This window comes from Amaricoccus tamworthensis, from assembly GCF_049800875.1.
In the GTDB taxonomy this organism is placed as follows: domain Bacteria; phylum Pseudomonadota; class Alphaproteobacteria; order Rhodobacterales; family Rhodobacteraceae; genus Amaricoccus; species Amaricoccus tamworthensis.
The window spans coordinates 42,774-69,756 of sequence record NZ_JBNAFV010000011.1 but is presented as its reverse complement, the minus strand read 5'-3'; the positions used below and the strand labels follow the sequence as shown (position 1 = coordinate 69,756).

General features: G+C 60.9%; 22 protein-coding genes. 8 read left to right on the top strand and 14 right to left on the bottom strand.

What is annotated here, in order from left to right:
• Positions 1-14 precede the first annotated feature (14 nt).
• Together ACP15P_RS15885 and ACP15P_RS15880 are read left to right on the top strand one after the other, a co-directional pair.
• Positions 15-1,106 (top strand): M24 family metallopeptidase, encoded by a 1,092-nt coding sequence (locus ACP15P_RS15885; RefSeq protein ID WP_424929439.1) that lies wholly within the window; start codon positions 15-17, stop codon positions 1,104-1,106.
• A gap of 11 nt (positions 1,107-1,117) precedes the next feature.
• A complete protein-coding gene (locus tag ACP15P_RS15880) occupies positions 1,118-2,689 on the top strand; it encodes a hydantoinase B/oxoprolinase family protein (RefSeq protein WP_424929438.1) in 1,572 nt (523 codons plus the stop codon).
• A 112-nt stretch (positions 2,690-2,801) separates the two neighbouring features.
• Here ACP15P_RS15880 and ACP15P_RS15875 read toward each other — a convergent pair whose 3' ends face one another.
• From ACP15P_RS15875 to ACP15P_RS15835, 9 genes are all read right to left on the bottom strand, one after another.
• Positions 2,802-3,122 (bottom strand): hypothetical protein, encoded by a 321-nt coding sequence (locus ACP15P_RS15875; RefSeq protein WP_424929437.1) that lies wholly within the window; start codon positions 3,120-3,122, stop codon positions 2,802-2,804.
• 295 nt (positions 3,123-3,417) lie between these two features.
• On the bottom strand, positions 3,418-4,983 hold the full coding sequence (locus ACP15P_RS15870) for an ABC transporter substrate-binding protein (RefSeq protein ID WP_424929436.1): 1,566 nt from the start codon (positions 4,981-4,983) through the stop codon (positions 3,418-3,420).
• Between the two features lie 19 nt (positions 4,984-5,002).
• Positions 5,003-6,100: a DUF917 domain-containing protein gene (locus ACP15P_RS15865; protein WP_424929435.1), complete on the bottom strand. Its 1,098-nt coding sequence runs from the start codon at positions 6,098-6,100 to the stop codon at positions 5,003-5,005.
• A complete protein-coding gene (locus ACP15P_RS15860) occupies positions 6,100-7,182 on the bottom strand; it encodes a DUF917 domain-containing protein (RefSeq protein WP_424929434.1) in 1,083 nt (360 codons plus the stop codon). Before ACP15P_RS15860 ends, ACP15P_RS15865 begins: the two co-directional genes overlap by 1 nt.
• A gap of 1 nt (position 7,183) precedes the next feature.
• Positions 7,184-8,728 carry a hydantoinase/oxoprolinase N-terminal domain-containing protein gene (locus ACP15P_RS15855; protein ID WP_424929433.1) on the bottom strand — a complete coding sequence of 515 codons (1,545 nt, stop codon included), beginning with the start codon at positions 8,726-8,728 and terminating at the stop codon, positions 7,184-7,186.
• Between the two features lie 2 nt (positions 8,729-8,730).
• The gene (locus ACP15P_RS15850; RefSeq protein ID WP_424929432.1) at positions 8,731-10,428 is read right to left on the bottom strand and encodes a dipeptide ABC transporter ATP-binding protein; all 1,698 of its coding nucleotides are present in this window, start codon (positions 10,426-10,428) and stop codon (positions 8,731-8,733) included.
• Positions 10,425-11,306, bottom strand: coding sequence for an ABC transporter permease (locus ACP15P_RS15845; protein WP_424929431.1), 882 nt, complete (start codon positions 11,304-11,306; stop codon positions 10,425-10,427). The genes ACP15P_RS15850 and ACP15P_RS15845 overlap by 4 nt, the downstream gene beginning before the upstream one ends.
• The gene (locus tag ACP15P_RS15840) at positions 11,306-12,328 is read right to left on the bottom strand and encodes an ABC transporter permease (RefSeq protein ID WP_424929430.1); all 1,023 of its coding nucleotides are present in this window, start codon (positions 12,326-12,328) and stop codon (positions 11,306-11,308) included. Before ACP15P_RS15840 ends, ACP15P_RS15845 begins: the two co-directional genes overlap by 1 nt.
• A gap of 84 nt (positions 12,329-12,412) precedes the next feature.
• The gene (locus ACP15P_RS15835; RefSeq protein WP_424929429.1) at positions 12,413-13,846 is read right to left on the bottom strand and encodes a helix-turn-helix transcriptional regulator; all 1,434 of its coding nucleotides are present in this window, start codon (positions 13,844-13,846) and stop codon (positions 12,413-12,415) included.
• 299 nt (positions 13,847-14,145) lie between these two features.
• Between ACP15P_RS15835 and ACP15P_RS15830 the strand changes: the two genes are divergently transcribed.
• The 3 genes from ACP15P_RS15830 (at position 14,146) to acmB (ending at position 17,667) form a co-directional block, all read left to right on the top strand.
• A protein-coding gene (locus tag ACP15P_RS15830) for an IS5 family transposase (protein WP_424929428.1) occupies positions 14,146-14,903 on the top strand; the annotation gives its coding sequence in 2 pieces (ribosomal slippage) (positions 14,146-14,467 and positions 14,467-14,903; 759 coding nt in all).
• A 447-nt stretch (positions 14,904-15,350) separates the two neighbouring features.
• Positions 15,351-16,367 carry an AraC family transcriptional regulator gene (locus ACP15P_RS15825; RefSeq protein ID WP_424929427.1) on the top strand — a complete coding sequence of 339 codons (1,017 nt, stop codon included), beginning with the start codon at positions 15,351-15,353 and terminating at the stop codon, positions 16,365-16,367.
• 106 nt (positions 16,368-16,473) lie between these two features.
• Positions 16,474-17,667, top strand: coding sequence for a methyl acetate hydrolase AcmB (gene acmB, locus ACP15P_RS15820; protein WP_424929426.1), 1,194 nt, complete (start codon positions 16,474-16,476; stop codon positions 17,665-17,667).
• 216 nt (positions 17,668-17,883) lie between these two features.
• On the opposite strand, the gene ACP15P_RS15815 is transcribed toward acmB, so the two are convergent.
• Both ACP15P_RS15815 and ACP15P_RS15810 read right to left on the bottom strand, forming a co-directional pair.
• Entirely contained in the window at positions 17,884-18,267 is a 384-nt protein-coding gene (locus ACP15P_RS15815; RefSeq protein ID WP_424929425.1) for a GFA family protein, read from the bottom strand.
• 415 nt (positions 18,268-18,682) lie between these two features.
• On the bottom strand, positions 18,683-19,072 hold the full coding sequence (locus tag ACP15P_RS15810) for a winged helix-turn-helix transcriptional regulator (protein WP_424929424.1): 390 nt from the start codon (positions 19,070-19,072) through the stop codon (positions 18,683-18,685).
• Between the two features lie 102 nt (positions 19,073-19,174).
• Here ACP15P_RS15810 and ACP15P_RS15805 point away from each other — a divergent pair, with 102 nt between their 5' ends.
• The gene (locus ACP15P_RS15805) at positions 19,175-20,020 is read left to right on the top strand and encodes an SDR family oxidoreductase (protein WP_394423199.1); all 846 of its coding nucleotides are present in this window, start codon (positions 19,175-19,177) and stop codon (positions 20,018-20,020) included.
• 382 nt (positions 20,021-20,402) lie between these two features.
• Here ACP15P_RS15805 and ACP15P_RS15800 read toward each other — a convergent pair whose 3' ends face one another.
• The 3 genes from ACP15P_RS15800 to ACP15P_RS15790 form a co-directional block, all read right to left on the bottom strand.
• On the bottom strand, positions 20,403-21,740 hold the full coding sequence (locus ACP15P_RS15800) for a TrkH family potassium uptake protein (RefSeq protein ID WP_424929423.1): 1,338 nt from the start codon (positions 21,738-21,740) through the stop codon (positions 20,403-20,405).
• 8 nt (positions 21,741-21,748) lie between these two features.
• Entirely contained in the window at positions 21,749-22,411 is a 663-nt protein-coding gene (locus ACP15P_RS15795) for a potassium channel family protein (RefSeq protein WP_424929422.1), read from the bottom strand.
• A gap of 416 nt (positions 22,412-22,827) precedes the next feature.
• The gene (locus ACP15P_RS15790; RefSeq protein ID WP_424929421.1) at positions 22,828-23,772 is read right to left on the bottom strand and encodes a helix-turn-helix domain-containing protein; all 945 of its coding nucleotides are present in this window, start codon (positions 23,770-23,772) and stop codon (positions 22,828-22,830) included.
• Between the two features lie 109 nt (positions 23,773-23,881).
• On the opposite strand from ACP15P_RS15790, the gene ACP15P_RS15785 reads away from it, so the two are divergent.
• Both ACP15P_RS15785 and ACP15P_RS15780 read left to right on the top strand, forming a co-directional pair.
• Positions 23,882-25,876: an ABC transporter substrate-binding protein gene (locus ACP15P_RS15785; protein ID WP_424929420.1), complete on the top strand. Its 1,995-nt coding sequence runs from the start codon at positions 23,882-23,884 to the stop codon at positions 25,874-25,876.
• Positions 25,877-25,959: 83 nt separating this feature from the next.
• Complete coding sequence (locus ACP15P_RS15780; RefSeq protein ID WP_424929419.1) at positions 25,960-26,982, top strand: ABC transporter permease; 1,023 nt, start codon at positions 25,960-25,962, stop codon at positions 26,980-26,982.
• Position 26,983 lies beyond the last annotated feature (1 nt).

Here is a 26,983-nt window from a genome sequence, read left to right as displayed (position 1 = left end):
GGAGGAACGGAAGAATGACACAGACACAAGAACGGCTGGCCCTCTTGCGCCAGGCCATGACGGCGGAACAGGTCGATCTGGTGGTGCTCGGGCCGGGGGCGCATATGCAATGGCTGCTGGGGTTTCACCCCCATGCGGATGAGCGGCCCAGTTTCGTCTGCATCACGGCGGATAGTGCGATGATGTTGATGCCTGCGTTGAATGCCGAGGGCAGCCGCGACCACACGGACCTGCCCATGGCGGAATGGTCGGACGATCAGGGGCCGGAAAGCGCGTTTAAGCGCCTTCTCGCCGAGACCGGCGCGGCAACGGCGAGGAAGATCGTTCTGGACGAAACCATGCGGGCGGATTTCGCGGCTCTGGTCACGGACCACCTGCCCGATGCCACGCGGATTTTCACCGAAACCACCGTGGGCGCTCTGCGGATGCGCAAGGACGAGGGTGAGTATGCGCTGCTGAAGAAGAATGCGCTGATGGCGGATGCAGCCATGCGCACCGGTTGGGAACATCTGAAGGCCGGGGTCCGCGAGATCGAGGTCGCCGGGGCCATCCAGGCGAGCTTCAAGGCGCAGGGCGCGCAGCCGCTCTTTTCCATTGTCGGGGCCGGGCGCAACGGGGCCTTCCCGCACCATGCCACGGGCCAGACGGTGATTGCCGAGGGGCAGCCAGTGGTCATGGATATCGGTGGTGGCTCGGACGGGTTTTCCAGCGACATCACCCGTATGGCCGTGATCGACACCCCGCCGGAGGGCTATGACGAGGTCCATGCCATTGTCGAAGCGTCCGTGCAGGCGGCCATGCAGGCTGCCCGACCCGGCGTGCAGGCCAAGGCGGTGGATGCCGCCGCGCGGCAGGTCATCACCGATGCTGGCTATGGCGAGTTCTTCGTGCATCGCACCGGCCATGGTCTCGGCGTGGAAATTCACGAGCCGCCCTACATCACCGCGACCTCGGATACGGTGCTGGAGGAAGGCATGGTGTTTTCCATCGAGCCGGGCATCTACCTGCCCGAACGGTTCGGCATTCGGCTGGAGGATATCGTGATCCTGCGGGCCGATGGGCCGGAAGTATTCTCGGAACTGCCGCGCGACCTGATGCGGCTTTGAAAGGCGATGTCATGACACATGATCCCTTTACCCTTTCGGTCATCCAGGCCGGGTTGACCTCGGCCGCGGATGAGATGTTCGCGGTGCTGCAAAAGACCGCGATGAGCCCGATCATCTACGAGGTTCTGGATGTCGGCACCGGGGTGACGGACGGGGAGGGGAATCTCGTGTCCTCCGGCGCGGGCATCCCCACCTTCGTGGGGGTGCTGGACAAGGCGGTGCAGGCCATCGTCGCCCTGCATGGCGACAGTGTGGCCGAGGGTGACGTGTTCGTCACCAACGATCCCAATTACGGCGGGGTCACCCATCTGAACGACGTGGTCATCGCCAAGCCGGTGTTTTTCGAAGGTCGCCGCGTGGCCTGGACCGCCTCCATCGCTCATTGGGGCGATATCGGTGGCAAGGTGCCGGGGTCCATGGCGACGGATGTGTCGGAAATCTTTGCCGAAGGGCTGCGGCTTCCGGCGGTGCGGCTGTTCGAGAAGGGCGAGGCGCTGCAATCAGTCTTTGACATCATCCGCACCAATTCCCGCCTGCCGGATTTCGTATCCGGGGATCTTTGGGCGCAACTGGCGGCCAGCCGATCTGCGGAAAAGCAGATACTGGGCCTGTTCGGAACCTATGGTGCCGAGGCGGTGAATGCGGCCATCGCGGATGCGTTCGAAACCGGGTTGGCGCGGGCGCAGGCGGGGCTGGCCAGCCTGCCGAATGGCGATTACGAGATCGAGGAAGAACAGGATGACGGGGTAGTCTGGAAGGCCCGGATCACCGTCAGTGACGATGCCTTCACCGTCGATTTGCGCGACAACCCGAACCAGTATGCCGCACCCTATAACACCAGCCGCGACGGGGCGATCATTTCCTGCCAGATGATCTTCAAGGCGGTTTGCGACCCTGAACGGTTCGCCAATGCCGGGTCGTTTCGACCGCTCAAGGTTCTGACCCGCGAGAACACGATCTTTCACGCCGGACCGACCGCGCCGCAGGGTTACTACTTCGAAACCCGCATCCGGCTTGCGGACCTTCTCTGGCAGTGCATTGCCAAGGCGCTACCCGACCGGCTGCCTGCTGGCAGCTTCTCGTCCATTTTCGGCACGGTCATCGCGGGGCAACATCCGGATACCGGCAGGCGCTACACCATGGTGGAACCGCAGATGGGTGGTTGGGGCGCGACCTCGACCCGCGACGGTATCTCGGCCATGTTCTCGACCAGCCATGGCGACACGTTCAACTGCCCGGTGGAGATTTGCGAGGCGAGATACGGGCTGGACGTGGATCACAAGTCGCTGGCCGAGGCACCGGAAACCGACGATCCGCATGTGGGCGGTCGTGGGGTTTCCGTGCAATACGGGCTACGCGGCGAAGCGGTGGTGTCTGTTGGCTACACCCGCGGGCGGGTGCCGGTCTGGTCGCAGGATGGTTGTCAGCCAGGTGGGCTGAACAGCTTCGTCCTCACCCGCGCCGATGGCAGCACGGAGCGGCACCAGTTCGCAAGCGGGTTGAAGCTGCACGCAGGGGATCGGATCCTGATCGAAACTGCCAGCGGCGGGAACGCACACAGGATATCAGATGAAAGGGTATGACGAAGTCGTTAGTCTGACCCATTATTGACCAATTGCATTACGTTTGTGCTCTCTCGACAAGAGGCTGTTTTGTGTGGCTCAACAATAGCTGAACCGCGCAGGTCGCCTGTTCTTATGTAAGTCTGCGTGACCTTTGTACGCCGCATCGAATGAGGTTCTCCATCTGCACATGCAGGCCCAGGGCCACATGGCTGTGGCGGCCCTTGCCGATTTCGCCTGACAGGAGCGCACCGTGATGCGGCGCCTCCTCCGGGTCGGCCATTTCCAGAAGCGGCTGGTAGGCGTCGTCCCAGCTTTTGGCGAAGTATAGCCCGCGTTCCTTGACCCAACCCTGCCAATCCTCTGGCCCGATAGGGTTTGGCCCGGTCAGAACCGGGTGATCGGGGACAAGGTGGGTGACTGGCGCAGTTTCGTCCGTGACGCGCCAACGCAAGGATGGCTGGCCGATCTCGATCCGCCGGGGCGGGATGCTGTCCGGGTCCCAGGCGTCCCACGGGCGATGGTAAAGGGTGACCAGCGTGCCGCCCGCCTCGACCCAGTCCCGCAGGCGCGGGGCGAGCGCGGCAAGGCCGGGCCGGGCGCGGAAGGCGAAGACCCGGATCGGGGGTGCGACGGGGCTCGGAGATCTTGAGGTGCTGTCAGATGCGCTTGGTAGCGCAGGCAGACGTTTTTAAAGGTCGGCTAGAGGGCACCCCCCAGTGCCCGGTCGGGCGCTGGGGAAGTATGTCCTAGTTACAAACCCACTTCATCGTATGGAAATTGAACTCGAAGCTCTGCATCGGCACCCAGGTGAAGTTTTGCAGGCATTCATGCATGGCCTGCTGGCTGCGCTGGGTCAGCACGAAGACATCGACCTGATCCTCGACCAGCCTGCGCTGAAGGTCTTGGTAGATGGCGTTCTGCGCGTCCACGTCCGACGTTTCCCGCGCCGCTTCGATCATCGCGTCCACTTCCGGGTTTTGCAGCCATTCCATCGAGGTCCACGATCCCACCGCCAGGCTGTGATACTGGGAATAGAAATAGCTGTCCGGCGACGGGTAGGTCGCCCCGTAGAACACCTGGTTGATCGCGGGGGTGGTGGTCACGTCGCCCGCCAGCTCAGTCATGCGGTTCCACGGCTCCGGTTTCAGGATCGTGTTGAAACCGATGGTGTCCAGTGTGGATTTCATCAGCAGGCCGATCTCTTCCTCAAAGGCCAGACCGGCGACATACATGATCTCGATGTCGATGGGGCCTTGCCCGGCATAGGACGACGCCTCGACAAATTGCCGCGCCATGTCGAGGTCGAAGACCAGGGCTTCGACATCGTCGGGATAGGCGGCCTCGAAGATCGGCGGCATCGGCCCGGTCAGCGGTTCACCCGGCAAGATCACCTCACGGATGGTCTCGTAATCCGTGGCATAGGCGATGGCCCGGCGGATGTTCACGTCATCGGTCGGCGCGCGGCTGTTGTTGAGCTTGAAGTAGAAGTTTGTCGCGGTCGGGTATTCCTCGATCCGGTAGCTGTCGAGCGCGCCGATGCTGTCATAGGTCTCTTGCGCCTGCGCGTCCGAGGACATGGACAACTCGCCTGAGGCGGCCAGCGCCTTCACCGTGGCTTCCTCGTTGGTGACGACAAAGCGAACCTCGTCGATGCTGTCGTCATCCCAACCCAAATGGTAGCCGTCATAGGCCTTGATCGTCATGCGCGCGCCGCGTTCCCAGCTGTCGAGGTAGAACGCCCCAGCCCCGATCGAGGTGTTGGCGATATAGTCCTGCGCCCATTCGTCCCCATCGGTCGCGTGTTCCATCGCAAGGTCCGAATTCAGGACGAACAGGATCGGCGTTGTGGTCAGGAAGGGCGCATAGGTCTTGGACAGGACGAACTGCACCGTGCGGCTGTCGATCTCGGTGACAGACCCCGCGTCGAGCACGCCATCGAACAGGTAGGCGGGGCCCTCGTTGATCGCCAGCAGGCGGTTGACGGACCAGACCACGTCCTTGGCCTCGACCGGACTGCCGTCCTGGAACGTCGCACCGTCTTTCAGCGTGAAGGTCCATGTCAGACCGTCCTCGGACGTTTCCCAGCTTTCCGCCAGAAGCGGCTGGATCGCGCCGGAGCCGTCAAGGGTGGTCAGCGCCTCGTAGAGGTTCACGCCGGCCATGTATTCCGTGTAGTCGTTGATCTTGGCGGGATCGATGGTGCCAAAGATCTGCACCGCGTTCACGGTCACCACGTTTTCGGCCTGGGCCGCCCCGGCCAACAGCGCCGCAGCCGCGACCGCTGTCAGTGCCTTGCTTTTGAAGTTCTTCATTGGTCTTACCTCCGTGTTGTCACTTGGTCTTGTTGAGTTCTTCGATGGGCACGTAATCGGCGTCGTAGCCAAAGTATCCCGGCCCCACCAATTTCAGGCCGTGGTCGCTGCGCCACTTGGGGTCGCAGGGCAGACCGAAGATGATGACCCTGTACCCATAGGCCATCTGTTCGGTCGTTATCGGTTCCCCGGTTTCCAGGTCCAGCAGGCAGATCAGGTCCGGGGTCATGGCGCGGGGCGTGCCGTCCCCGGTCTCCGCCATCAGGAATTCGTTCTGGAACTTGAGCGTGAAGGTCTGCCCCTGGTAGCTGTCCAGCCCCTCGAATGTGGCCTGACCGCGTGCAAAGCCGCCCTCGGTCCGGCGATCCACATCCGTCATGCGGCCCTCGAACAAGCGCACGCCGTTCAGGTCGCCGGCCAGCCGGACGGCGGGGTTGCGGTTGGCGGCCTGCTCGCTGCGGATGATCCGCCCGATATTGGCGATCAACGACAGGGAGTCCCGCAGGATCGCCCGCTTCGCCTCGGCCCCCGACATAGGGTAGAGCGCGATCAGCCCCGCGCCGCCCATTTCTACGGTGATGACGCGGGCGAATTTCTCGGTCGACAGGTTGTCGACCGTGTTCAGCACCAGCGCGTTGCCCTTTTCGTCGGCCATGGCCATCGGGCAGGCGTGGATGTCGAACATTGTCATCGACACCATCTGCAATTCGGGAAACGCGCGACCCATGCCGTCACCATCGACAATGGGCAACCCGGCGCTGGCAGCCACGGCGATGGGGATGGTCGAATTGAGCCCCCCGGCCTCGATGCAAAAAATCGCATCGGCCTTGCGGCCCAGAACCGCCTCCAGTGAACGCAGGGCGTTGATCGCCTCGTCCCCGCGCGGCAGCTTTTCCAGCATCACCGTGGGGGCGCCCATCATGGCGACAGGCACCACAAGCGCATCGTCATCCAGTGTTTCCACGTCGATGACCGGCACCGGGCCATTGGCGTCGATGGCCTGTTCGGCCATCAGTCGCCCGATATAGGGGTCACCGCCCCCGCCGGTGCCAAGGAAAGCCCCGCCAAGGGCCACATCGGCCATATCGGCGCGGGTGATTTCGGTCATCTTGTCCATCACGCATCCTCCATCGGAGAGAACTTGATTTCCGGGTAGCCAAAGGCCGCCGGACCGACGACCTTCAGCGCCTCGGGCGAACGCATCAGCGGATGCGCGGGCAGGCCCAGCACCGCGATCCGCTGGCCGTAGCGCAGCATCTCGGTGGTGATCGGCAGGCCGGTATCGCTGTCGAGAACGACGATCAGGTCCGGCGTGCAGACCTCGACCGTATCGTTGCGGCGGAAGACGAGGAATTCGTTCTGAAGGTCGATCCGGCCGGTCTTCCCGGCAAAACTGCCGAAGCCTTCCAGCGCCAGATGCCCCACGGCGAACCCGCCTTTCAGATGCCGTTCCAGATCGACGATCTTGGCGGTCATCAGCAACCGCCCCCGTTCCTGGTCGATCACCGTCTGCACCGGATCCAGATGCCGTGCATGGGCGTCCAGCACGGCGCGGCCAAGGCGCAGCGCTTGTGTGATCGTGTTCGGCACCGCGGCCCGCTTGACGAAATCGCCGCGCATGGGCTGGGTCGCAAGCCCTGCCGCCGCGCCCATGGTCACCACCACGGAGCGGGCGATCCGTTCCAGCCAGACATCGTCGGGCGTGTCGCGGATGACCACGATATTGCCTTTCTCATCGGCCATGGCGCCGGGGGCCTCGCGGTGGCCATAGATTGACCATGTGCACATCTGCATTTCCGGGAAGGCGCGGCCCATGCCGTCGCCATCCACAACTGGCAGCCCGGCCTGCGCGGCGGTCAGCATCGGTTCCATCGAATTGGCACCGCCGATCTCGGCCGAGATCAGGGCATCCACCTTGACGCCCATCTCCTTCTCGATGGCGCGTAGGGCGCGCAGGCATTCCTCGCCCTCTTCGATCTTCTCGACCCCAACCACCGGCGCACCGATCCCGCCCAGCGACACGACCAGCGCGTCATCGGGCAGTTCTGCCAGCGGGATCACGGGGATCTTGCGGCCTTTCTTCAACTCCTCCCGGCAGCGCAGCTTGCCGATATAGGGATTGCCGCCGCCGCCAGTGCCGAGGATGGCCGCGCCGATCTCGATGGCGTCCAGGTCTTCGTTCGTGACCTCTCTCAACACATCAACCATTCATGTCACCCACGACCTTGAGCCGGATGCGGGTGGCGTTGCCGGGAAGATAGGCCAGCGGCACGTCTTCCTGATCGAGCAGTTCGATACTGTCCGGCTTGGCCCCGGCGGCGATGGCCTTGTCCGTGGCCTCCTTGCGGGCTGCGGCAAGCGCGTCCTCGCGGCTGAGCCCGTCGAGCGAGAAGATGCGGTCCACCTCGCCGGAAATCTGGCCGATGGCGGCCCCGACCGCATTGGCGACCGAGAAATGTTCGGGCCGGATCACCGGTAGGTCGCCCACCATGTCGGGGACAAGGATCGAGCCGCCACCAACCGCCAGCACCGGGATCGGATCGGGCGAAACCCGCATCCGTTCCACCGCGTTGACCAGCATTTCGTCGATCCGCGCTTTCACGGCAGCCAGATAGTCCGGCGCGATGTCCGCCACGGCGGCGGTATCGCCGAACTCAGCCAGCCCAAGACCGACAGCCACGTCCGAGGTAGTCAACGTCTTGCCGCCGAAGATCAGCGCATCGGTGGTCAGCTTGTAGCCGACAGATTGCGGGCCGACCTTCAAATCGTCGCCCTCGCCGGACACGATGGTGCCGCCGCCAAGGCCGATGGCAAACACGTCCGGCATCCGGAAATTGGTGCGCACGCCGCCCACATCCACCGTGGTGCTGGCCGGGCGGGGGAAGCCCTTGACCAGCGCCCCCACATCCGTGGTCGTGCCGCCCACATCCACGACGATGGCATCGGTCTTGCCCGACAGGAACGCCGCGCCGCGCATGGAGTTGGTGGGGCCGGAGGCGAAGGTCAGCACCGGGTAGGATTGCACGAATTCCCGGCTCATCAGCGTGCCGTCATTCTGGGTGATGTAATAGGGGCAGGTCAGCCCGACCTTCGTCAGCGCATTGCCGAAGGCGGTGACCGTGCGCTCGGACAAGGCGCGAAGCGAGGCGTTCATGATCGCCGCGTTTTCCCGCTCGAGGATGCCAAGGCGGCCAATCTCGCTCGACAGGGTGAAATCGGCATCGGGCAGCCCTGCCTTCAACCGCTCCATCGCCGTGCGCTCCATCTCGTCGCTGACCGGCGAAAAGACCGAGGTGATGGCAATGGTGTCGATCCCGGTGGCGCGGATCTCGGCTGCGATCTTGTCCAGCTCGTCCATGTCGAGTTGGGAGATCGCCCGCCCGTCGAACTCATTACCGCCCTTGGCCATCCAGTAATGGCCGCCGACGGCCTCGCGGATGTCATCGGGCCAGTCCACCATGGGCGGCAGGCACTGGGCGGCAGGCAGGCACAGGCGTACGGCGGCGGTGCGGGCCAGATGCTTGCGCTCCACCACCGCGTTAGTGAAATGCGTGGTGCCGATCATCACCGCGCTGATCGCGTCGGGGGTCACGCCGGCCTCGGCCATGGCGCGTTCCACCGCATCCACGACGCCGCTCATCACGTCCTCGGTCGTAGGCGATTTCACGCCCGAGAGGATCTTGGCCCCTTGCATGACCACGGCATCCGTATTCGTGCCGCCGACATCCACTCCGATACGATACATGCTCATTCCTCCATTTCCGTCGAGGTCGCCAGGACCCTGGCGCGCTCTTCCTTTGTCACGATGGGTTTGCGCGCATCTTCCTCGGGCGAGATCACCGGGATCGCCGAGAGAAGCGCGCGGGTATAGGGATGGCTGGGCGCGTCGAAGATCTGCGACACCGGCCCGGCCTCGACGACCTCGCCGCGCAGCATCACCGCCACGCGGTTGCAGAAATTGCGCATCAGGCTCAGGTCGTGGCTGATGAAGACATAGGTCAGGTCCAGCTCTTCGCGCAGCCGGTTCAGCAGGTCGATCACGGTGGACTGGACCAGCACATCCAGCGCCGAGGTCGGTTCATCCAGCACTAGGATGCGCGGATTGACCGACAACGCCCGTGCGATCGCGACCCGCTGCTTCTGCCCGCCGGACAACTCGTGCGGATACATTGAGGCGTAGGATTGCGGCAGGTCCACAAGCTCCAGCAATTCGCCGATCCGCGCCTTCGTGGCCTGCTTGCCGGACCCGGTGAACTTCAGCGGCACAGCCAACTGGTCCGCCACCGTCCGGCGTGGGTTCAGCGACGACCCCGGGTTCTGGTAGACGATCTGGATCAGCTTGCGGAATTCCTGAGTGCCGGCGAAGTCGGACACGGGCCGCCCGTCGATGGTGATCGACCCTTCGCTTGCCGGGGTCAGCCCCAGGATCATCTTGGCCAACGTGGTCTTGCCCGACCCGCTTTCGCCCGCGATGCCAAAGATGTCACCCTGGTCCACAGTCAGCGACACGTCTTTCACGGCCCGGAAGCTGCCCGTCACCCGGTTCAGCCAGCCGCTGCGCACCCTGAAATCCTTGGTGACGGATTGCACCTTCAGCGCCTCCGCCGTCGCCGCATGGGTCACCGTGCGCACCTTGTCGCCATATAGCGGCGGCACGGCGGCCATCAGTTTGCGGGTATAGTCGTGTTTCGGCGCGTGAAAAACCTCGTCCCGCGTGCCGGTCTCGACGATATGGCCGCGCTCCATCACGTAGACGCGGTCGGCCATCTCGCGCACAACGCCAAGATTGTGGGTAATCAGCAGCAGCGACAGGCCCTCTTCGGCCACAAGCTGGTTCAGCAGGGCGAGGATTTCGTCCTGCGTGGTCACGTCCAGCGCGGTGCCCGGCTCATCCGCGATCAGAAGGCGCGGCTTGTTCAGCAGGGCCATGCCGATCAGCACCCGCTGGCGCATGCCCCCCGACAGCATCATCGGGTAGCTTTCCAGCACCCGCGCTGTTTCTTTCAATTGCACCTTGTGCAGGGTGTCTTCCATCTGTGCCAGCCGGTCCGCACGGCTGCGGCTGCGGCCCTCGCGGATATCGGCATAGCGGATGATGTCATCCATCTGCCGCCCGATGGTCAGCACCGGGTTGAAGGACAGCATCGGGTCCTGCAGCACGATGGAAATCCCCGTGCCCTTCAGCCGGTTGCGGTCCTGCCGGCCCAGGTCCAGCAGCGATTTCCCGGCATAGTGGATACTGCCCTGTTCCACCTTGCCCGGCGGCATCGGCAGGGTGCCGATGATGGTGCGCATGGTCACTGTCTTGCCGGACCCGGATTGCCCGATCAGCGAGACCCGCTCGCCCTCGTCCACATGCATGTTCACGCTGTGCAGCACCCGGCGGTGCTGGCCATAGGCGGAAAACCCGATGCACAGGTCGCGGATATCCAGCAGGCGGCTCATAGTTCCACGTCCAGCATGTCGCGCAGCCCGTCACCCAACAGGTTGAAGCCGAGGATGGCGTAGAGGATAGCGAGGCCGGGCATCACCGCCTGCCACCACATCTCGGGCATGTATTCCGACCCGGTGGCGACCATGGTGCCAAGATCCGGCGTCGGCGGCTGCACCCCAAGGCCAAGGAAGGACAGCGCCGCGCCGAACAGGATAACGAACCCGGCATCCAAAGAGATCTTGACCGCCACTGCCGAAAAGCAGTTGGGCAGCAGTTCGCGAAAAATGATGTGGGTGTGGCTGGCCCCGGCAACGCGGGCGGCCTCAACGTAGTCCTCGTTCATCTGGCCCTTGACGATCCGGTAGATCAGCCGCGTGTGCCACGTCCACCAAAGTAGCGTGATGGCGATCATCGCGTTGATCAGGTTGGGCGACAGAACGGCGGTAATGGCCAGCGCCATGGCCAAAGGCGGCAGGGCAAGCATGATGTCGGTAAAGCGCATGATGATGGTTTCGGTCCAACCGCCGAAATAGCCCGCCACAAGGCCCAGCACGACGCCCAGCGGCACGGCCAGCCCCAGCACGCCGACCACAAGGCTCAGCGACACGCGGTAGCCGTAAATAACCCGGCTCAGTACGTCGCGGCCCACATTGTCGGTGCCCATGGGGTGATCCCAGCTTGGCGGGGCGTGGCGATTGCGGAAATCCACGAAGGACCCCGCGCTTTCTGGCGAAGGCGCGAGAACCGGCGCGAAGATCGCGGCAATGACCACGCTCAACACGATCAACGCACCAACCACCGCCAACGGGTTGCGGCGGAACCGGTAGAACGCCATCTGCCGGGCGCTAAGGCCCCGGTTCGGGGCGTCGGGATCGTCAAGCAGTGCCATCAGGTGTCACGCGCCGCGCGGATGCGATGCCGCGGGTCCAGGATACCGAGAAGAAGGTCGATAACGAGATTCGCCACCACGAAGAACACGCCCGACACCAGCACGACCCCGATAACGGCGTTCAGGTCCTTTTGCAGGATGGTGCGGACGCCATAGCTGGCGATACCGGGCCAGGAAAAGACGAATTCGACAATGAAGGCGTTGCCGATGAGCGACGCGAACTCGAGCCCTAGGATGGTCAGCGGCGCGACGCTCGCAACCCGCAGCATGTAGCGGAACGTCACGACGCGCTCTGGAATGCCGTAAGCGCGGCTGGCCTCGATAAAATCGCGGCCCGACACCTCGATCATCGCGGTGCGAGTGATCCGCATGACCTGCCCGATGCCCGCCGCGGCCAACGCGATGGCGGGCAGGAACAGGTGCCGCACGGCGTCCAGAACCACGTCGAACCGGCCTTTCAGAGTGCCGTCGATCAGCAGCAGCCCGGTGATATCGGCATCAAAGTCGATGCTGCCATCCAGCCGCCCCGTGACCGGGAAGAAGCCAAGGTAATGGGCCGCCACCAGTTGCAGAAGGATCGCCAGCACGAAGCCGGGCGTCACGACTCCGATCAGCGACACCACTCGCAGGACATTGTCGACCCAGCTGTTGCGATAGATTGCGGCCACTACCCCCAACGGGATCGAGATCAGTATCTGTAGGACAATGGTGAACAGCACCAGTTCGAAGGTCGCCGGCAACGCCGCCATGATGTCGTCCATCACCGGCCGAGAAGTTAGCAGGGACTTGCCCAGATCGCCCTGCGCCAAGCCGGACAGATACGTCCAGAGCTGCACTGGGAAGGATTCCTCGAGCCCCATTTCCTCGCGCAGTTCGGCCACCTGCTCGGGCGTGGCGAGCGGGCCGAGCGCGATGCGCGCAGGGTCCCCGGGCACGATACGTGCGATCACGAAGATCAAGATAGCCAGCCCCAGCAGGACCAGCATCAGTGTCACAGCACGTTTCAGAAGATATGCGATCATTCAGCCGTCCATTCCGCCCTTGATGTTGGACGACGGATGCGGAACGGCGCGACTCCTAAGAAGTCCAATATATGATGAAAAAGTCTAGTTTTTTGAAGAAGATTGTATTTTTACCATGAAATCAATGAAGTCTCGCCTCCGGCGAACGCCTGAAAGCCGGTAGAGCGAGGTCACATGGTATTTCACTGTCGCCTCCGTCGTGCCCAATTGGCGGGCAATCTGCTTGTTGGTTGCCCCCGACAACAAGGCAGAGGCGACCCGGTACTGCCGCCGGTTGAAGCCCAGCTTGCGCAGCGACTCGGGTATCACGTAGCTGCCCGAGACTTGCCGCAGCACCCGATCCGTCATTCGCCCCAGCCGTCCCTGACCGTGCAGCCGGTCACTGCGCAACAGGGTGGCACTCAGGCCGATGAATACGTCCCGATGTTCCAGAAACGGGGCGATCTGGCCTTCGTCGAAGGCCAGTCGCAGGGCCTTTTCCAGCGTGGCAAGCCGTTTGCTGCCGCGGGCGGTGCGGGCCTGTTGCAGCGCCTTGACGATCCGGGCGCGGGGGGTGTCCGCGCTTACAGGCTCGCCGATGCCCATCGTGCCTTCCAGTTCCGTCACCAGCATGGTGCCGATCGCGCTTTGCATGGAGGCACGGCGCAACTGTTCCAGCGACCGCTCGGCCGCGTCGGGTTGCCATTCCAGTTGCCAGATCAGGGCTTGCAGGGCCTCCATCGTCGGCGCCTCGCCGCCATGTCGCCGCGCGTAATCGGCCTGGTAGTCGGTCAATTCGCGGCTGGCCGCTTCTCTTCCTTCAAGGAAATAGGTGGAGAGCACTGCGACGCGGGCCAGTTGGAAGAACAGCTCCGACCAGCTGTCGCCCCGAACGAGGCAATTGCGCAGCTCCGACGCGCGGGCCCGAACCCGTGCCAGTTCGCCCCGTTCATAATCCACAGCAAGGCGAATGACTGAGATCACCTCCTGCTCATTTCCGTAATGGGTTCCCGACTGCGCGAGGCATTGCTCTGCCGTGGCCAGGCCGCGCTGCGCCCGGTGCAACCGACCCTCGATCAGGTCCAAATCGGCAAGGTGAATGTAGATGAAATGCTCTAGATATACATGTTCGGCCTCCCGGTAACAGGAAATCGCCTGCTGCCCTGCGATGCGGGCTGCCGAGATATACCCCATTCGGACCTGCATGGCCATCATGGCGTTATAGTAGAGACCAAGCAGCAACGGCTCGTTGATCGGCAGCGTCCGTTCCAACCGCCGCCAGCGCCGCAAGTCGCGGTCGCTCACCTCTTCGCCCAGGTGCAGAGCCAAAAGCAGTTCTATAACAATGAACTGATCTGTCTTCTCGAAATCGAGAACCAACGCGTTGAGATAGGATTTAGCTCGAGGGGCCTGCCCCTGCTTTACTAGGTAAAGGACGAGACTGCCAAGAACCGCCTCATCCCGCCGCCAGGCCTCCTTCGGGATTACATCTAGCAATTTGCCCAGCTCCTCATACCCGTCATGAAACGGGAAAAGCATCCCCCCTCGGGCATGAAATGCGTCAAGCGCTGCCTGCTCCGAGGGCGAATATGCGGGCTGAGAGGTCATGTCAGGAGGTTGCCACAGGTAACGGTTCCACGGAAGTCGCGAATTGATTTGGCAAACGGCAGAAAGATTAGAACGGTCAGATCATTTGTGCGGTCTTGGGCGCCACATCAGAACCAGTACCCCGATAATTGCCGCGCAGCTGGATGCGAATAGAACCGAGAGCTTAGGGTCAGGATGCATTGATTTACGCCGCGCGGCGTGATTCACGGTTCCGAAAACGGAGCGGTGACATGAGCGATCTTTACTGGCTGAGCGATGCGCAGATGGCCAAGCTTGAGCCTTTTTTCCCGAAGTCCCACGGCAAGCCTCGAGTTGATGACAGACGGGTGCTAAGCGGGATTATCTTCATCAATCGCAATGGCTTGCGTTGGCGAGATGCACCGGCAGCCTATGGCCCGCACAAGACCCTTTACAGCCGCTGGAAACGGTGGAGTGAGAAAGGCATCTTCGCCCGGATGCTTCTGGAACTAGCCGACCAGGGCGGCGGGACCGATACGTTAATGATCGACGCCACCCACCTCAAGACGCACCGCACCGCCTCTAGCCTGGGCCTCAAAAAGGGGGGCGTGGCCGTCTGATCGGGCGCACCAAAGGCGGAATGAACTCGAAGCTACACGCCGTGACCGATGCGATCGGTCGACCCTTGCGGATGTTCCTGACCGCTGGACAACGCAGCGATTACATCGGCGCGCGGGCTCTGCTCGATACTATGCCGCCTGCCAAACACCTGCTGGCGGATCGCGGTTATGACGCCGACTGGTATCGAGAAGCCCTTGAAAACATGGGAATTGAGCCGTGTATCCCGTCGCGCAAGGGGCGGAAAGTGGCGATCCCACACGACGCAGGCCGGTATCGCCAACGCCACAAGATCGAGAACAGTTTTGCCCGCCTCAAGGACTGGCGCCGTGTCGCAACCCGTTATGACCGATGCCCGAAGGTCTTCCTCTCAGCTTGTGCGCTCGCAGCCATCGTCATGTTCTGGTTATGAGTCCTGACCCTAAGGCGCAGATACATAAACTTCATTCTCGGCAGTATAGCGCATGACCTCGCCAGCGCGAAGATCCTTGTTTTATTGAGTAAAGATCGCAATGCATCATCCGACACAAGAGCTGCAGGCACACCTCGTTTCGAGCATTTCTCCGACATTCCATCAAGTCGGTTCTCGGCCCTGACCGGACCTACAGCGACGACCCGAGTTTCTGCAGTCGCGGCCCGCTTAGCAGCCATTCGCTGCGCGTGCTCGATCTTGACCTTGGCAGAAGTCGGAATCGCGGACATATCGTATACAGACATCCGGCATTCTTTTGCATTTTCAGGCCGACTGACCAGGTTGCGCTGCAGTTTGCCCAGCGCAGTTTGGCCTAAGCAGCACCTTTGTAGCGTTGCGGAAATGCCATGAATGTAGTCTAATCTTTTTCAAGGGGAGGTGCGCGAGATGCTCGAGGAGGCTCTCGTCCTGGATGCGCGGGGCAATCCTATACGACGGGATCAGCCAATTCATTCCGATGACTGGGATGAAGTGCAGGAGTTCTGCCGGCAGGTGTACATGCCGTACCGCGTTCGTCCGCTCGAGCGGCTCTCGAAGCCGAACGCGACGATGATCTCCGCCGACGCCGGGCAAGTGACCATGACCCGGTTCTCATATGGAACAGGCATCCACCTCGATCAGTTCGACGAGGACGCCGGAAAGATACTGGTTCTGAACACGCTGCGCGGTGCGCTCAATCATCAATGCGACAAGCAACCGGCGACGACCGGAGCGGGCGAAAGCTTTGTCGTAGATTGTTCGCGAACCGACTATTGGCTCGAAGGCGACGCCGATCATATGCAGCTCAATCTGACGATTCCGCATGACGTGGTCGCGGAAACAGCCAGGAAATGGTTTGGCTTCGTACCGGATGACACGCTGTGGACGCGACGTGCCAAGTTCGGCGGTCCCGGCTCGCGTTGGTTGAGCCTTCTGGATTATGCAGCACGCACGCTCGGCTCTGACGCGCCGATGAGTACGGACGGTCCGTTGGGCCGCCACCTCGAGGAAATGCTTTGCCTCGAACTTCTCGTGCATTGGGCAAAATGTGCGGGAATTTCGTTGCAGGACGGCGCGCGCTCAGCCGCACCAAGATACGTCCGCCAAGCCGAGGAAATCCTGTCGGCCGAGGCAAGAGAAGCCCCCCGGATCGGTGACGTGGCCATGCGCGTCGGTGTCTCTGCCAGAACGCTATCTGAGGGATTCCGCCGCTTTCGCGGGCTCACACCACGAGAGTTCCTGGCCGCGCGCCGACTTGAAGGCCTTCGCACCGAACTGCGCGAGGCACCGCCCCATCGCACCGTGTCACAGATTGCGAACGACTGGGGCTATGTGAATCTCGGCGCACTCGCCGCCGTTTATCGCAACCGGTTTGGAGAGCTTCCGTCGCACACACGCGAGAGGGCGCGACACCTGCACGCCTAGCCCGCGCAAGTTTTCCTCCGAAACAGGACATGCCCTGCCGATGCCGGACAGATCGTGTCCCGCCTTGTGTGCTAGCCTCTCACCGGAAATCGTATGGGAGGACAAAATGACCGATCTGAAAAGCAAATGCGATACCATTCTTTCGGGCGTCTGCGAGGGCGACACGCGCGTCCCGGGCGTTGTAGCCCAAGTGACCGACCGGAACGAGACAATCTATTCCGGAGCCTTCGGAGAGCGGCGCATCGGCGGCGATCCGATGACCGAGGACACGGTCTTCGCAATCTTCTCGACCACCAAGGCGATCGCCGGCACCGCCGCGCTGCAATGCGTCGAAGACGGGCTTCTGAACCTCGACACTCCTGCCAAGGAATACGCACCCGAAATTGGCAAGTTGCAGGTGATCGACGGCTTCGACGCTGGCGGGGAACCGATCCTGCGCGCACCGAAGACCGACATCACGACCCGGCAGCTTCTGCTGCACACCGCCGGGTTCGGCTACGACTTCTTCAACGAGACCTACAAGCGGTTGGCGGAAGAAAAGGGCCAGCCCTCGGTGGTGACGGGGTCGCACGCGGCGATCAACACGCCGTTGCTTTTCGATCCCGGAGAGCGTTGGGAATACGGAACCAACATCGACTGGGTAGGTCAGGTCGTCGAAGGCATTCGGGGCAAACGTTTGGGCGAAGTGATGTCCGAACGCATCTTCGCCCCGTTGGGGATCACCGACCTTGCGTTCACGCGCACGGACGACATGAAGGCGCGGACCGCCACGATCCACGCGCGCGGCGACGATGGTGGTTTGACGCCGATGGATGACTTCGCGCTGCCTGACGATCCCGAAGTGCACATGGGTGGCCACGGCCTGTACGGGACGGTCACCGAGTATATGAAATTCATCCGGATGTGGCTGAACGACGGGGCCGGGCCGAAGGGCCGCGTGCTCGAACCGGAGACGGTGGAGTGGGCCATCCGCGGCTCGCTGGTGCCGCCGCAGAAGGTCACCATGTTGCCCGGTGTCATTCCGTCGTTGTCGAACGATGCCGAGTTCTTCCCGGGCTTGGCGAAGGACTGGTCCTACACCTTCATGGTCAATTCCGAGGAAGCCCCGACAGGCCGCCCGGCAGGTGCCATTGGCTGGGCGGGGTTGGCCAATTGTTTCTACTGGATCGATCGAGCCAATGGTTGCGGCGGCTATTGGGCAACGCAAATCCTGCCCTTCGCCGACGCCGCGTCCTTCACGGGCTACATGGACTTCGAAGCCGCAGTATATCAATCACTGACTTCAGCCAACGCAGCCTAAGACCCTAGCTAGGTCTGTTAACCGGGCGGATAAAATGCATCTGCCCGGCGACACCCAAGTTGAGCAAGTCCGGCCCAAAGTGGCCGTCTGAACGCCAGCAAAGATGTTGTAGGGGCAGCGAGCATTGCCGACATTCGCTATAACCGCGAAATGCGACCAGGCTCAAGCTTACAGTCTGCGGAAAAAGCGGACAGCGCAGAAAACTCGACAGTTGCTCTAGTCGGCTTTGGTGAGCGTTTCGTGATGTGGCCAACCCAACGCCTCGTCCCAATGATCCCAGCGGGTTGGCCGGAATAGCTCCGGCTTGTCAAGCTGCGCCGCTAGAACGTCTGTATGACCTGGGCGGGCTGCTGTTGGATGGTAGGTCAGATGTGACCCGCATGTCCCGCAGAATTTCCTCGTGACCCCAGGATTGACCGAAATCTCACGTGGCGGATTGCCACTCCAGCGGACAGATCCAACAACGTTGACCCATCCAACGGCAGGAGCGCCACTCGCGCGCCGGCAACTCTCGCAAGTGCAACTCGCTTGCCAACCGATGTCTTCCTCGGCGAAAGCGAGGCGGGTCGCCCCACAATAGCATCGCGCTGACCATTCCATAGAGCTAACTCGGCTGATCAATGTTACTTTCTCGTGGGACCAATTTGCGGGACTATGTAGGGTTGTTCAATATTTGATGCAGGTACATCAGACATGACTACTTAGGCCTCAATGCCCACCTCTGCGGCGCCGCAGCATCCTTGGTGAAACGCTAAATTGCTCATCGTTGACGGCCCATTGCTGCCGTTTGCCACGACAACTCAATGCTGCGGTCGCAGCCCACAATGCCGACGTTCGCTGCAATGGAAAAATCAAGCGATGGGCGAACCGACAGATCGCGGGACAAAGCTGCCATTGGTAATTCTGATCTAAACGGCCGCTTTTTGCGGGTTGCGACAGCCGCGAAAATCAGCAGAGGCGACGCTATCATTCGGCGCCTATGATTGGCTGCCGGTTTGATCTCCATGGCGTCCGACTATTCTGCCGCGATCTCTTCCCGCGTCGACAGGATGTTGCTGGTGTTGTCTTCGATCCAGTCTGCGAGCACGCGCACATGTTGTGCGACCTCTTCGCCCATCGGGGTCAGGCAGTATTCAACATGGGGCGGCACGACCTTGAAGTCCTGCCGATGCACGAAGCCATCGGCTTCCAATGTTTGAAGCGTCTGTGTCAGCATCCGGTCGCTGACCCCGCCGATCGTCCGCCTGAGCGCAGCAAAGCGGATCGTCCTTCCCTGAAGCGCAATCAGCGTCAGAACAGCCCAGCGGCCCGTGACATGCTTGAGGATACTGCGCGACGGGCATTGCTGCGCTTGCAGGTTCCCGATCAATTTGCCCGAGCGAACGGCGTCACTGAGTTTCGGCATGGCGACCTTAGAAGAATATACTAACAAAAATGTATGTACTTACCTTTTGTAAGTAAAGGACCTAGCTGTGCCGCATGGAAAGAAAAAATGGAGAGATCTGCCATGACAATCGCAGTGACCGGCGCCACCGGCCAGCTTGGCCGCCTTGTTGTCGAGACCCTGAAAACCAAAAGCGCGCCCGAGGGCCTCGTTGCTTTGGCTCGCAATCCCGATAAGGCCGCCGATCTGGGCGTGCCTGTCCGTGCTTTCGATTACGACGCCCCTGAAACGCTCGCCGCGTCTTTGGAAGGCGTCGAGACGCTGCTGCTGATCTCGGGCAGCGATATCGGTCGCCGCGTTACTCAACATGCAGCCGTAATAGAGGCCGCCAAAGCTGCGGGTGTGAAGCATATTGTCTATACGAGCCTGCTGAACGCACCGAACAGCACGCTGGGCCTTGCGCTGGAACATGTGGAGACAGAAAAACTTCTGGCCGCTTCTGGCATCGGCCATACCGTTCTGCGCAACGGTTGGTACACGGAAAACTACACCATGGGGCTGCCCGCGGCACTGGAACACAACGCATTGATCGGTGCGGCCGGGGATGGCCGGATATCTTCAGCCACGCGGCAGGACTACGCCGCCGCTGCTGCGGCTGTCCTGCTGGACACGAGCCTTCAAGGCAAGACCTACGAGCTTTCCGGTGACGACAGCTATACCCTGACTGATCTGGCCGCGACGCTGTCTGCCCAGGCGGGCAGGGACATCCCTTATGTCAATATGACTGAGCCCAACTATGCGGCAGCGCTCACCGGCGCGGGCCTACCTGCCGAACTGGCTGGGTTCCTTGCCCATTGTGACGTCGAGGCGTCTAAGGGCGCGTTGTTTGATGAAGGAACGCAGCTTTCCACCCTGATCGGGCGACCGACAACGCCACTCGCCTCGGCGGTAGCCACAGCCATCGGATAAGGCCTTTGTGCGGGGCGTCTATTCGCGCCCCGCCTCGGATTTTTGCGCTGCTTTCTGGGCAGCACTTAAGTGCTCCCTCCCTTGCTTCAACCAATGTCGGCTTTCGACGACCACCAGTCACCTGCGGACAGTGCAGCAGCGGTTAAGAAGGGCTCTCAGCCGCCGTCGGAGCACGCGCAGCAAATCTGGCTGAAAGGCAGTTTGCTCTGTTAAGGACGCCCCATACCGGACCTTCGTGGCTGAGCGAAGCGCTGCGGCGCGGCTTCCGCAGAGCGGACTTTCGCTACGCTAGCGACATCGATGCGTTGCTGGAGGTCTGACCAGTGCGACCAAGCGAGCTGTCGCTGCGGCTGAGCCATTGGTGGCTCTTCTCGTCGGAACGCTAGCCTAGGAACACCTTTCCTTCCGGATATCCGACCTTGGGTTTGCTTTGCGTGGCAAGAAAGAAGGCAATGGTCAGAGGACCCAGCCGACCTGCAAACATGATGAGAACGATCATCGCGCGTCCGAATTCATCAAGTTCGCCGGTGGCGCCTCTCGACAGGCCGACAGTCCCGAAGGCCGAGCAGACCTCGAACAGGAGATCGAGGAAGTCACCGTCATACGTAATTGATGTCAAAAACAGTCCGATAGCCACCAGAAAAATCGAAAGCGCAGTCAGGGCCAGCACCTTCATGACTTCCGATATCCCCAGACTGCGGCCGAAAATGTGAAACCGCTCTTGTCTGCGAATGAACGCTACCGTCGCCAAGGCCAGGACGATCAGTGTCGTCACCTTGATACCACCAGCCGTGGAGGACGGTCCGCCGCCGATCAGCATCAGCATCAAGGTCATCACCGTCGTGCTGTTTTCCATTTGCGCGTAGTCGAGGGTGTTGAAGCCTGCCGTGCGTGGTGTCACCGCTTGAAACCAACTCGCCAGGATACGTGCACCAGAACTCTCAAGTCCGCCGAGCGTGGCCGGGTTGCTCCATTCCAGCAAAGCGAACATGATCCAAGCAAACAGGATCAAGGCCAGCGTGCCCGACAGCATCAGTTTGCTGTGAAGCGTCAATTTCCTCCATCCGCGCTGTGTGTTGATATCCGCAAGGACGACGAAACCAAGACCGCTCAGAATGAAAAGCACCGTGATGGTGATGTTGACGACAGGGTCGGCAACGTAGCCGGAAAGGCTGTCCGAAAACAGCGAGAATCCGGCATTGTTGAATGCCGATATCGCGTGAAAAAGTGCCTGCCAAAAGCCGTGTGTCCAGCCGAATTCGGGCACAAACACAAACATCAGCAGACCGGTTGCGATGGCTTCGGCAACAAAGGCCACCAATACCACCACGCGCACAAGCGCAAGCAGATCGCTTACGCCTGTCTGGCCAAGCTCGTCGCGCAGCACAAGCCTTTGAGGCATTCCGATGGTCAGCCCAAGCATCGTCAAAAGAAGGGCAGCGAAGGTCATCAGGCCCAGTCCGCCGATCTGAATCAGCAGGGCAATGATAACCTGACCGATCAGCGTATAGTCCGAACCTGTGTCCACCACGATCAACCCGGTGACTGTGACAGCAGAGGCGGCGGTGAATACCGCATCGCTAAAAGTGACGTCACCGGTATTGCTGAAAGGCAACCGGAGTGCCACCGCTCCGACGATGATAAACACAGCGTAGATCGTTGCGAGGACTGCAGGTGGACTGAAGCGCTTTCGGCGGATCGAGAAGTGCAGGCCCGACATCAGAACACCTAGAGCTCACGCGCGAAGTCACGAAGGTCCTGACGCCCGCCAAGCAAAAGCAACAGATCATCCTTTTCCAGCGCACAACTTGCGTCGTCATGTCCGATAAAGTCTGTTCCCCGCAAAACGCCGATGCATCGCAGATCGTGGTCCTGCCGATAGCTCAGTTCGGACAAGGATCTTCCTTCGAGGCTTTCGGGAACCCGAAAGTTCACCACGTGTTGCCCGTTTCCAAGGCTCACATAGTCCCGCACAAGGGGATTGTTCAGAACTTGGGCGACGTGCTGCCCAACCTCGCGCTCCGGATGAACCACACGATCGACACCCAGCTTCGACAGAATACGATGGTGACTTTTCGAAGTCGCCTTGGCCCAGATCGTCTCGACACCGAGGGTCTTGAGGTTGATCGTCGCCAGAACGCTGGCTTCGATGTTCGTGCCCATGGCGACGACGCCGACGTCGACGCTGTCAATGCCCGCCTCTTTGAGCGCACCGTCGTCCCGCGCGTCCAGAACAAGAGCCTGAGACAAATCCTCTGCATGAGCGCCGACCAGGCGTTCATTGATATCGATTCCGATAACCTCGTTCCCAAAGCGCTGAAGATCGCCGGCAAGCGTCGCACCAAAGGTGCCCAAACCGATTACTGCAAAAACCCGTGGCTTGCTTGCCATGCGACACCTCAAAAACCCGTTGCGTTTCGGAAAGGTAAGGCGATGCATTGTTTTGCCAAGCTGTACGAAGCCGCTTCTCATTTCCTGAGAAGTTGACGTTCGACCAGATCGCAGCATCGGTCGAAATGGGCTCACAGCGGCCATCAGATCGGCCGCAGCACCAACATGGCCCGCATGATCGGCGAGACACGATCGGCCCAAAGCTGCCGTTTGACTTCTTCGTTTGTTGCTGCGGTGCGGCTTTCTAAAGCTGCCGTTCGCTCCACAAGTCAGTTTTGGCGTAGTGAAGCGTTTGGAACACGCTATCTTTGGCACCGGACACGTGACCATCGGTAGCATTGTCCAATGAGTTGAGAAACTCTGGTTCGGGAAACTACCTGTTGGGAGACTAAAGCTGCAGAACGCTGCAATGAAGCCTAGCGCGTACGACCTTTTTGTTTCCGATACTTTATGGGACTCGTACCAACGCCCTGCTGAAAGGCATCATAGAACGCTGACGACGAATTGAACCCGCTGTCAAGTGCGATGTTTATGACCGGCTCATCGGTTTCGAGAAGAAGCATCCGGGCCCGTGTCAGCCGTATTTCAGCGAGGTGAACTTTGACAGTCGTTCCGAGCATTTTCTTGAAGACGGTATTGGCGTAATTGGGCGAGACGCCAGTGCTTTTCGCGACATCGGTTAATCCAATGTCGGTGGTATAGTTTGCTGCCACGAACCGCATCATCCTCTCAAAATGGTACAGCGTTTTCCCTCCAAGAGATTGCCGGGTGCGATGATGTCGCGGTTCAGTCACCGCCGACCAACCGTCCATCGCAAGCCGTGCGATCCGTGCCTGAGCCTCCAACACGTGGACGCGATTGGTTGGCAGGTCTCGCAAGTTCCGTTCCGAGGCCCAGCGGCTTGTCAGATCATTGTCGGAAGCATTTGGTGTGTCCGCAATCAGAACACAGCCCTGAAAAAGTTGCTCTACAAACAGTTTTGGAAGTGGCCAGTTCCAAAATTCCTGAAGCGAAATATATGCGTTTGTGGTTGTGCCATTGCCATCGACGCCGATCACGCGATGAGGTTGCACCGCCCAGAAGATGCAAAGTCGTTCCGGCGGGACCTGCACCTGAGAGCCACTGAACGAATAAGTCATCTGGCAATCGCGCAGATAGTTCACCTCAATGGACGGATGAACGTGGTAGGGCTCGCGCATGAGTTTCGGCTGATGATGATGAAAATAAATCCCGCGTCCATCGCTGAACTGTTCGGTGTCGAAGGATACGCTTTCGGCATCTGTAAAGGGCTCCATCGGTGCGTCTCTCTCGCTCAGGTTCTTTTTTAACCGTATCAGCTTTGCTGCGGGCGCGAAGGCCATCTGTGTGATTTTCAGGAAAAAATCCTGCGGAAGCCGTAGGACTCCGACCGCACTTGTCAATTTTCATATGGCCAGGTTTCACCAAAGGGAGGAAATTGTGGTGAGAAGCATGAAGACCATGAAACGTGCCTTGGCGGTTTCGACCGCAATCGTGGCATCCGGCACACTGGCGACTGCCGACCAGATGCCGCCGGAGACGAGCCTGTCCGGCCTTGAATACGAACTGATCGGGCGTGGCGATATCTACAGCTATGGATCGCTTGACAGCTACAATCAGGCGCCGATGCTTGACGCGCTGGTCGAAAGTGGTGCGTTGCCGCCGGTGAACGAGCGCCTGCCGGCAGAGCCGATCATTTTCAAGTCCGGCGCGATGGTCGATGGCATCGGCGAATATGGCGGTGTTTTCCGCCATGTCATCGGCGGCCGGCCCGAAGGCTGGAACTGGATGGCGGGCCAGCATCAGGGCTGGGGCGGCATCAACATGGCCATGCAGGAATGTCTCGTGCGTCAGGGCCCGCGGTGGCAGGTCAAAGCCGAGGAACAGACCGGCCCGCTTCCGAACCTGGCGCAAAGCTGGACCTGGAATGTCGACAGCACCGAGTTGACCGTCAACCTGATGCAGGGCGTGAAGTGGTCCGACGGAGATGACTTTGACGTCGAGGACGTCAGGTTCTGGTACGAAGACAACGTCCAGGATGAAAACGTAGCGTCTCGGATGGCCAAAGACAGCTTTGGCGCCGCTAACTTCGAGGTCATCGACGATTACACGTTCAAGTTTGTTTTCCAGTCACCACAGGCTGAAACGATCGTGGAGAACCTCGCCTACATCCAAGGTTGCCCGGGACCGTCGCACATCCTGAAGGACGCGCATCCGACCTATAACTCCGATGCAACCTATGACAGCTACACGCAGGCACTTCCCAACGACGTGGTCCCACCCGTCGTATTGGGGGCATGGGTCCCGGTCGTGCATCGCCCGGATGAATTGGTGATCATGCGACGTAACCCCTACTATTTCAAAGTGGACGAGGCCGGAAACCAGCTTCCCTACTTCAACGAGATGCATTTCCGTCTCTCGACCTGGGGTGATCGGACCGCGCAGGCTGTGGCCGGCACCGGGGACTTCTCCAATATGGAAGACCCGGGAAACTACGTCGAAGCCCTCAAGCAGAGCCAGGACGAAAACAGTCCCGTCAGGGCCAACTTCGGCCCGCGCGTATTGTCGTGGCGCCTGATGCTGAACCTTGATCCAGCATCTGCAGAGGACGACACTGATCGCGCCATGCGCGATCTCTTCCGCGAAACGGATTTCCGTCTGGCGCTGAGCCATGCGCTGGATCGCGATGCGATTGGTCAGGCGCTGGCCCGTGGGCCATTCGCCTATCCCTATGTCGCGGGGTTCTCGACAGGGTCGCCTTACTATGATGCGGGCAGCTCCGACTTCCAGCCGTTCGATCAAGACCGCGCCAATGCGCTTTTGGACGGGCTCGGCGCGACTGACACCGACGGTGACGGCGTCCGCAACCTGCCCGGCGGTGGCGAAAACATCGTCATCACCGTTCTTCACGATGGCGGCGCGAATGCCGACCGCAAGCAGGCAGAGGCCGTGGCCTCCCAGCTTGAGGAAGTGGGCATTCGGATGAACCTGCGGAGTCTTGACCAGACGACGATGGATACCAACCGCACCAGCGGCCAGTATCAGGCATTGTTCGCCCGGCTGCCGGTCATCTTGCCGACACGCGAGGTCTGCGAGACCTTCCCGGCCGGGGCGAACTGTCCGTTCTTCAACCGTGGCGGCAACCGTCTGCCGTTCGAGGCAGAGCTGGCCAGCGCCTATGATGCGTTTGTCGCCAGCAGCGATGCAGCCGAGCAGGCCGAGTTGGCCAAGCAGATGCAGCGCCTGATGACGGAGAACGCCTACTACATTGGCACCGTTCAAATCCCGGCGGCGCTGTTGGTCAACAAGCGGATCCGCAACGCGCATCCGGGCACGCCTGTGTTCATGTATGAATGGGCAGAGGACAGCGTGATCCGTGAACGCCTGTGGACGCCTGCGGCCGAGCAGGAAGAAGAGGTCCTCCCAGGCACCGTCGCGGAATACTAAGCGACGTGGCATGGTACGCGCGGCCGTCGGGGACGGCGGCCGCGCACTGATCAACATTCAAGTTTTGCAGGGGGGAAGATTTCATGGCATTTCTGCTTTTCATACTGAAAAGAATTCTCGTCACGATCCCGCTGCTTATCGGCATTTCAATCGCAACTTTCTTGATCATCACAGCCGTGCCCGGTGATTTCGTGGATGGCTGGATTGGCCGGACAATGGCGCAGACCGGACAAAGCCGCGAAGCTCTGCTGCCGCAGGCCGAAATGATGCGCGAGCGGCTCGGACTCGATCAGCCGATTTACGTGCAATACTGGGTCTGGATAAAGAATATCGTCTTCGCTGGCGACTTCGGCATGTCCTTCACCCAGAACAGGCCCGTTGTGGATGTCATTGACCTGCGGCTGTGGCGCACCATCGGGATCGCTCTGGTCACGCTGGTTGTCGGTCAGGTTATCGGAGTCTTTCTGGGGATCTACGCCGCCACCAACCAGTACCGCTGGGGCGACACACTTGCGACCCTGGTGGCCTTCATGGGCATCGTGATCCCGAAATTCGTTATTGCCCTGATCCTGCTCTACCTGCTCGCATTCGTCTGGCACTCGCCTTACATCGGCGCTTTGTATTCGCCCGAATTCCAGGTGCAGGACGGCATGTCCTTCGCCAAGTTGTGGAATCTGTTTCTTCATGTCTGGCCGATCCTTCTGGTCTCGATCTGGGCGGGGCAGGCCTACACGACGCGCATGATGCGTGGAAACCTGCTGGACGTGATGAACGCCCAATACATCGAAACCGCGCGGGCCAAGGGGCTGGGCCGTCGGAAGGTCTTGTTTCGTCACGCCGTCCCTAACGCGCTGCACCCGGTCATCATGAACATGGGCGCGCGCTTCGACTACATGATCAAGGGCGAGATCGAGATAGCGCTGGTGCTCGGCATTCCAACGTTGGGTCCGCTCATCATCAGCTCGGTCACGGACCGCGATATGTATGTGATCGCTGCCATCTTCCTGCTCGTCGCCGTACTCCTCGTAATCGGCAATCTCATTGCGGACATCGTTCTGGCACTGCTGGACCCGCGCGTCCGCCGGGCCACCGTGGTCGGAGGCTAGA

Excerpts from the sequence above, each read along its gene's own strand:
- ACP15P_RS15780 (WP_424929419.1), top strand. The coding sequence starts at position 25,960 with ATGGCATTTCTGCTTTTCATACTGAAAAGAATTCTCGTCACGATCCCG.
- acmB (WP_424929426.1), top strand. The coding sequence starts at position 16,474 with ATGACCGATCTGAAAAGCAAATGCGATACCATTCTTTCGGGCGTCTGC.
- ACP15P_RS15790 (WP_424929421.1), bottom strand. The coding sequence starts at position 23,772 with ATGGCCTTCGCGCCCGCAGCAAAGCTGATACGGTTAAAAAAGAACCTG.
- ACP15P_RS15795 (WP_424929422.1), bottom strand. The coding sequence starts at position 22,411 with ATGGCAAGCAAGCCACGGGTTTTTGCAGTAATCGGTTTGGGCACCTTT.
- ACP15P_RS15810 (WP_424929424.1), bottom strand. The coding sequence starts at position 19,072 with ATGCCGAAACTCAGTGACGCCGTTCGCTCGGGCAAATTGATCGGGAAC.
- ACP15P_RS15840 (WP_424929430.1), bottom strand. The coding sequence starts at position 12,328 with ATGATCGCATATCTTCTGAAACGTGCTGTGACACTGATGCTGGTCCTG.
- ACP15P_RS15855 (WP_424929433.1), bottom strand. The coding sequence starts at position 8,728 with ATGTATCGTATCGGAGTGGATGTCGGCGGCACGAATACGGATGCCGTG.
- ACP15P_RS15870 (WP_424929436.1), bottom strand. The coding sequence starts at position 4,983 with ATGAAGAACTTCAAAAGCAAGGCACTGACAGCGGTCGCGGCTGCGGCG.
- ACP15P_RS15835 (WP_424929429.1), bottom strand. The coding sequence starts at position 13,846 with ATGCTTTTCCCGTTTCATGACGGGTATGAGGAGCTGGGCAAATTGCTA.
- ACP15P_RS15885 (WP_424929439.1), top strand. The coding sequence starts at position 15 with ATGACACAGACACAAGAACGGCTGGCCCTCTTGCGCCAGGCCATGACG.
- ACP15P_RS15800 (WP_424929423.1), bottom strand. The coding sequence starts at position 21,740 with ATGTCGGGCCTGCACTTCTCGATCCGCCGAAAGCGCTTCAGTCCACCT.
- ACP15P_RS15805 (WP_394423199.1), top strand. The coding sequence starts at position 19,175 with ATGACAATCGCAGTGACCGGCGCCACCGGCCAGCTTGGCCGCCTTGTT.
- ACP15P_RS15815 (WP_424929425.1), bottom strand. The coding sequence starts at position 18,267 with ATGGAATGGTCAGCGCGATGCTATTGTGGGGCGACCCGCCTCGCTTTC.
- ACP15P_RS15825 (WP_424929427.1), top strand. The coding sequence starts at position 15,351 with ATGCTCGAGGAGGCTCTCGTCCTGGATGCGCGGGGCAATCCTATACGA.
- ACP15P_RS15785 (WP_424929420.1), top strand. The coding sequence starts at position 23,882 with ATGAAGACCATGAAACGTGCCTTGGCGGTTTCGACCGCAATCGTGGCA.
- ACP15P_RS15865 (WP_424929435.1), bottom strand. The coding sequence starts at position 6,100 with ATGGACAAGATGACCGAAATCACCCGCGCCGATATGGCCGATGTGGCC.
- ACP15P_RS15850 (WP_424929432.1), bottom strand. The coding sequence starts at position 10,428 with ATGAGCCGCCTGCTGGATATCCGCGACCTGTGCATCGGGTTTTCCGCC.
- ACP15P_RS15845 (WP_424929431.1), bottom strand. The coding sequence starts at position 11,306 with ATGGCACTGCTTGACGATCCCGACGCCCCGAACCGGGGCCTTAGCGCC.
- ACP15P_RS15880 (WP_424929438.1), top strand. The coding sequence starts at position 1,118 with ATGACACATGATCCCTTTACCCTTTCGGTCATCCAGGCCGGGTTGACC.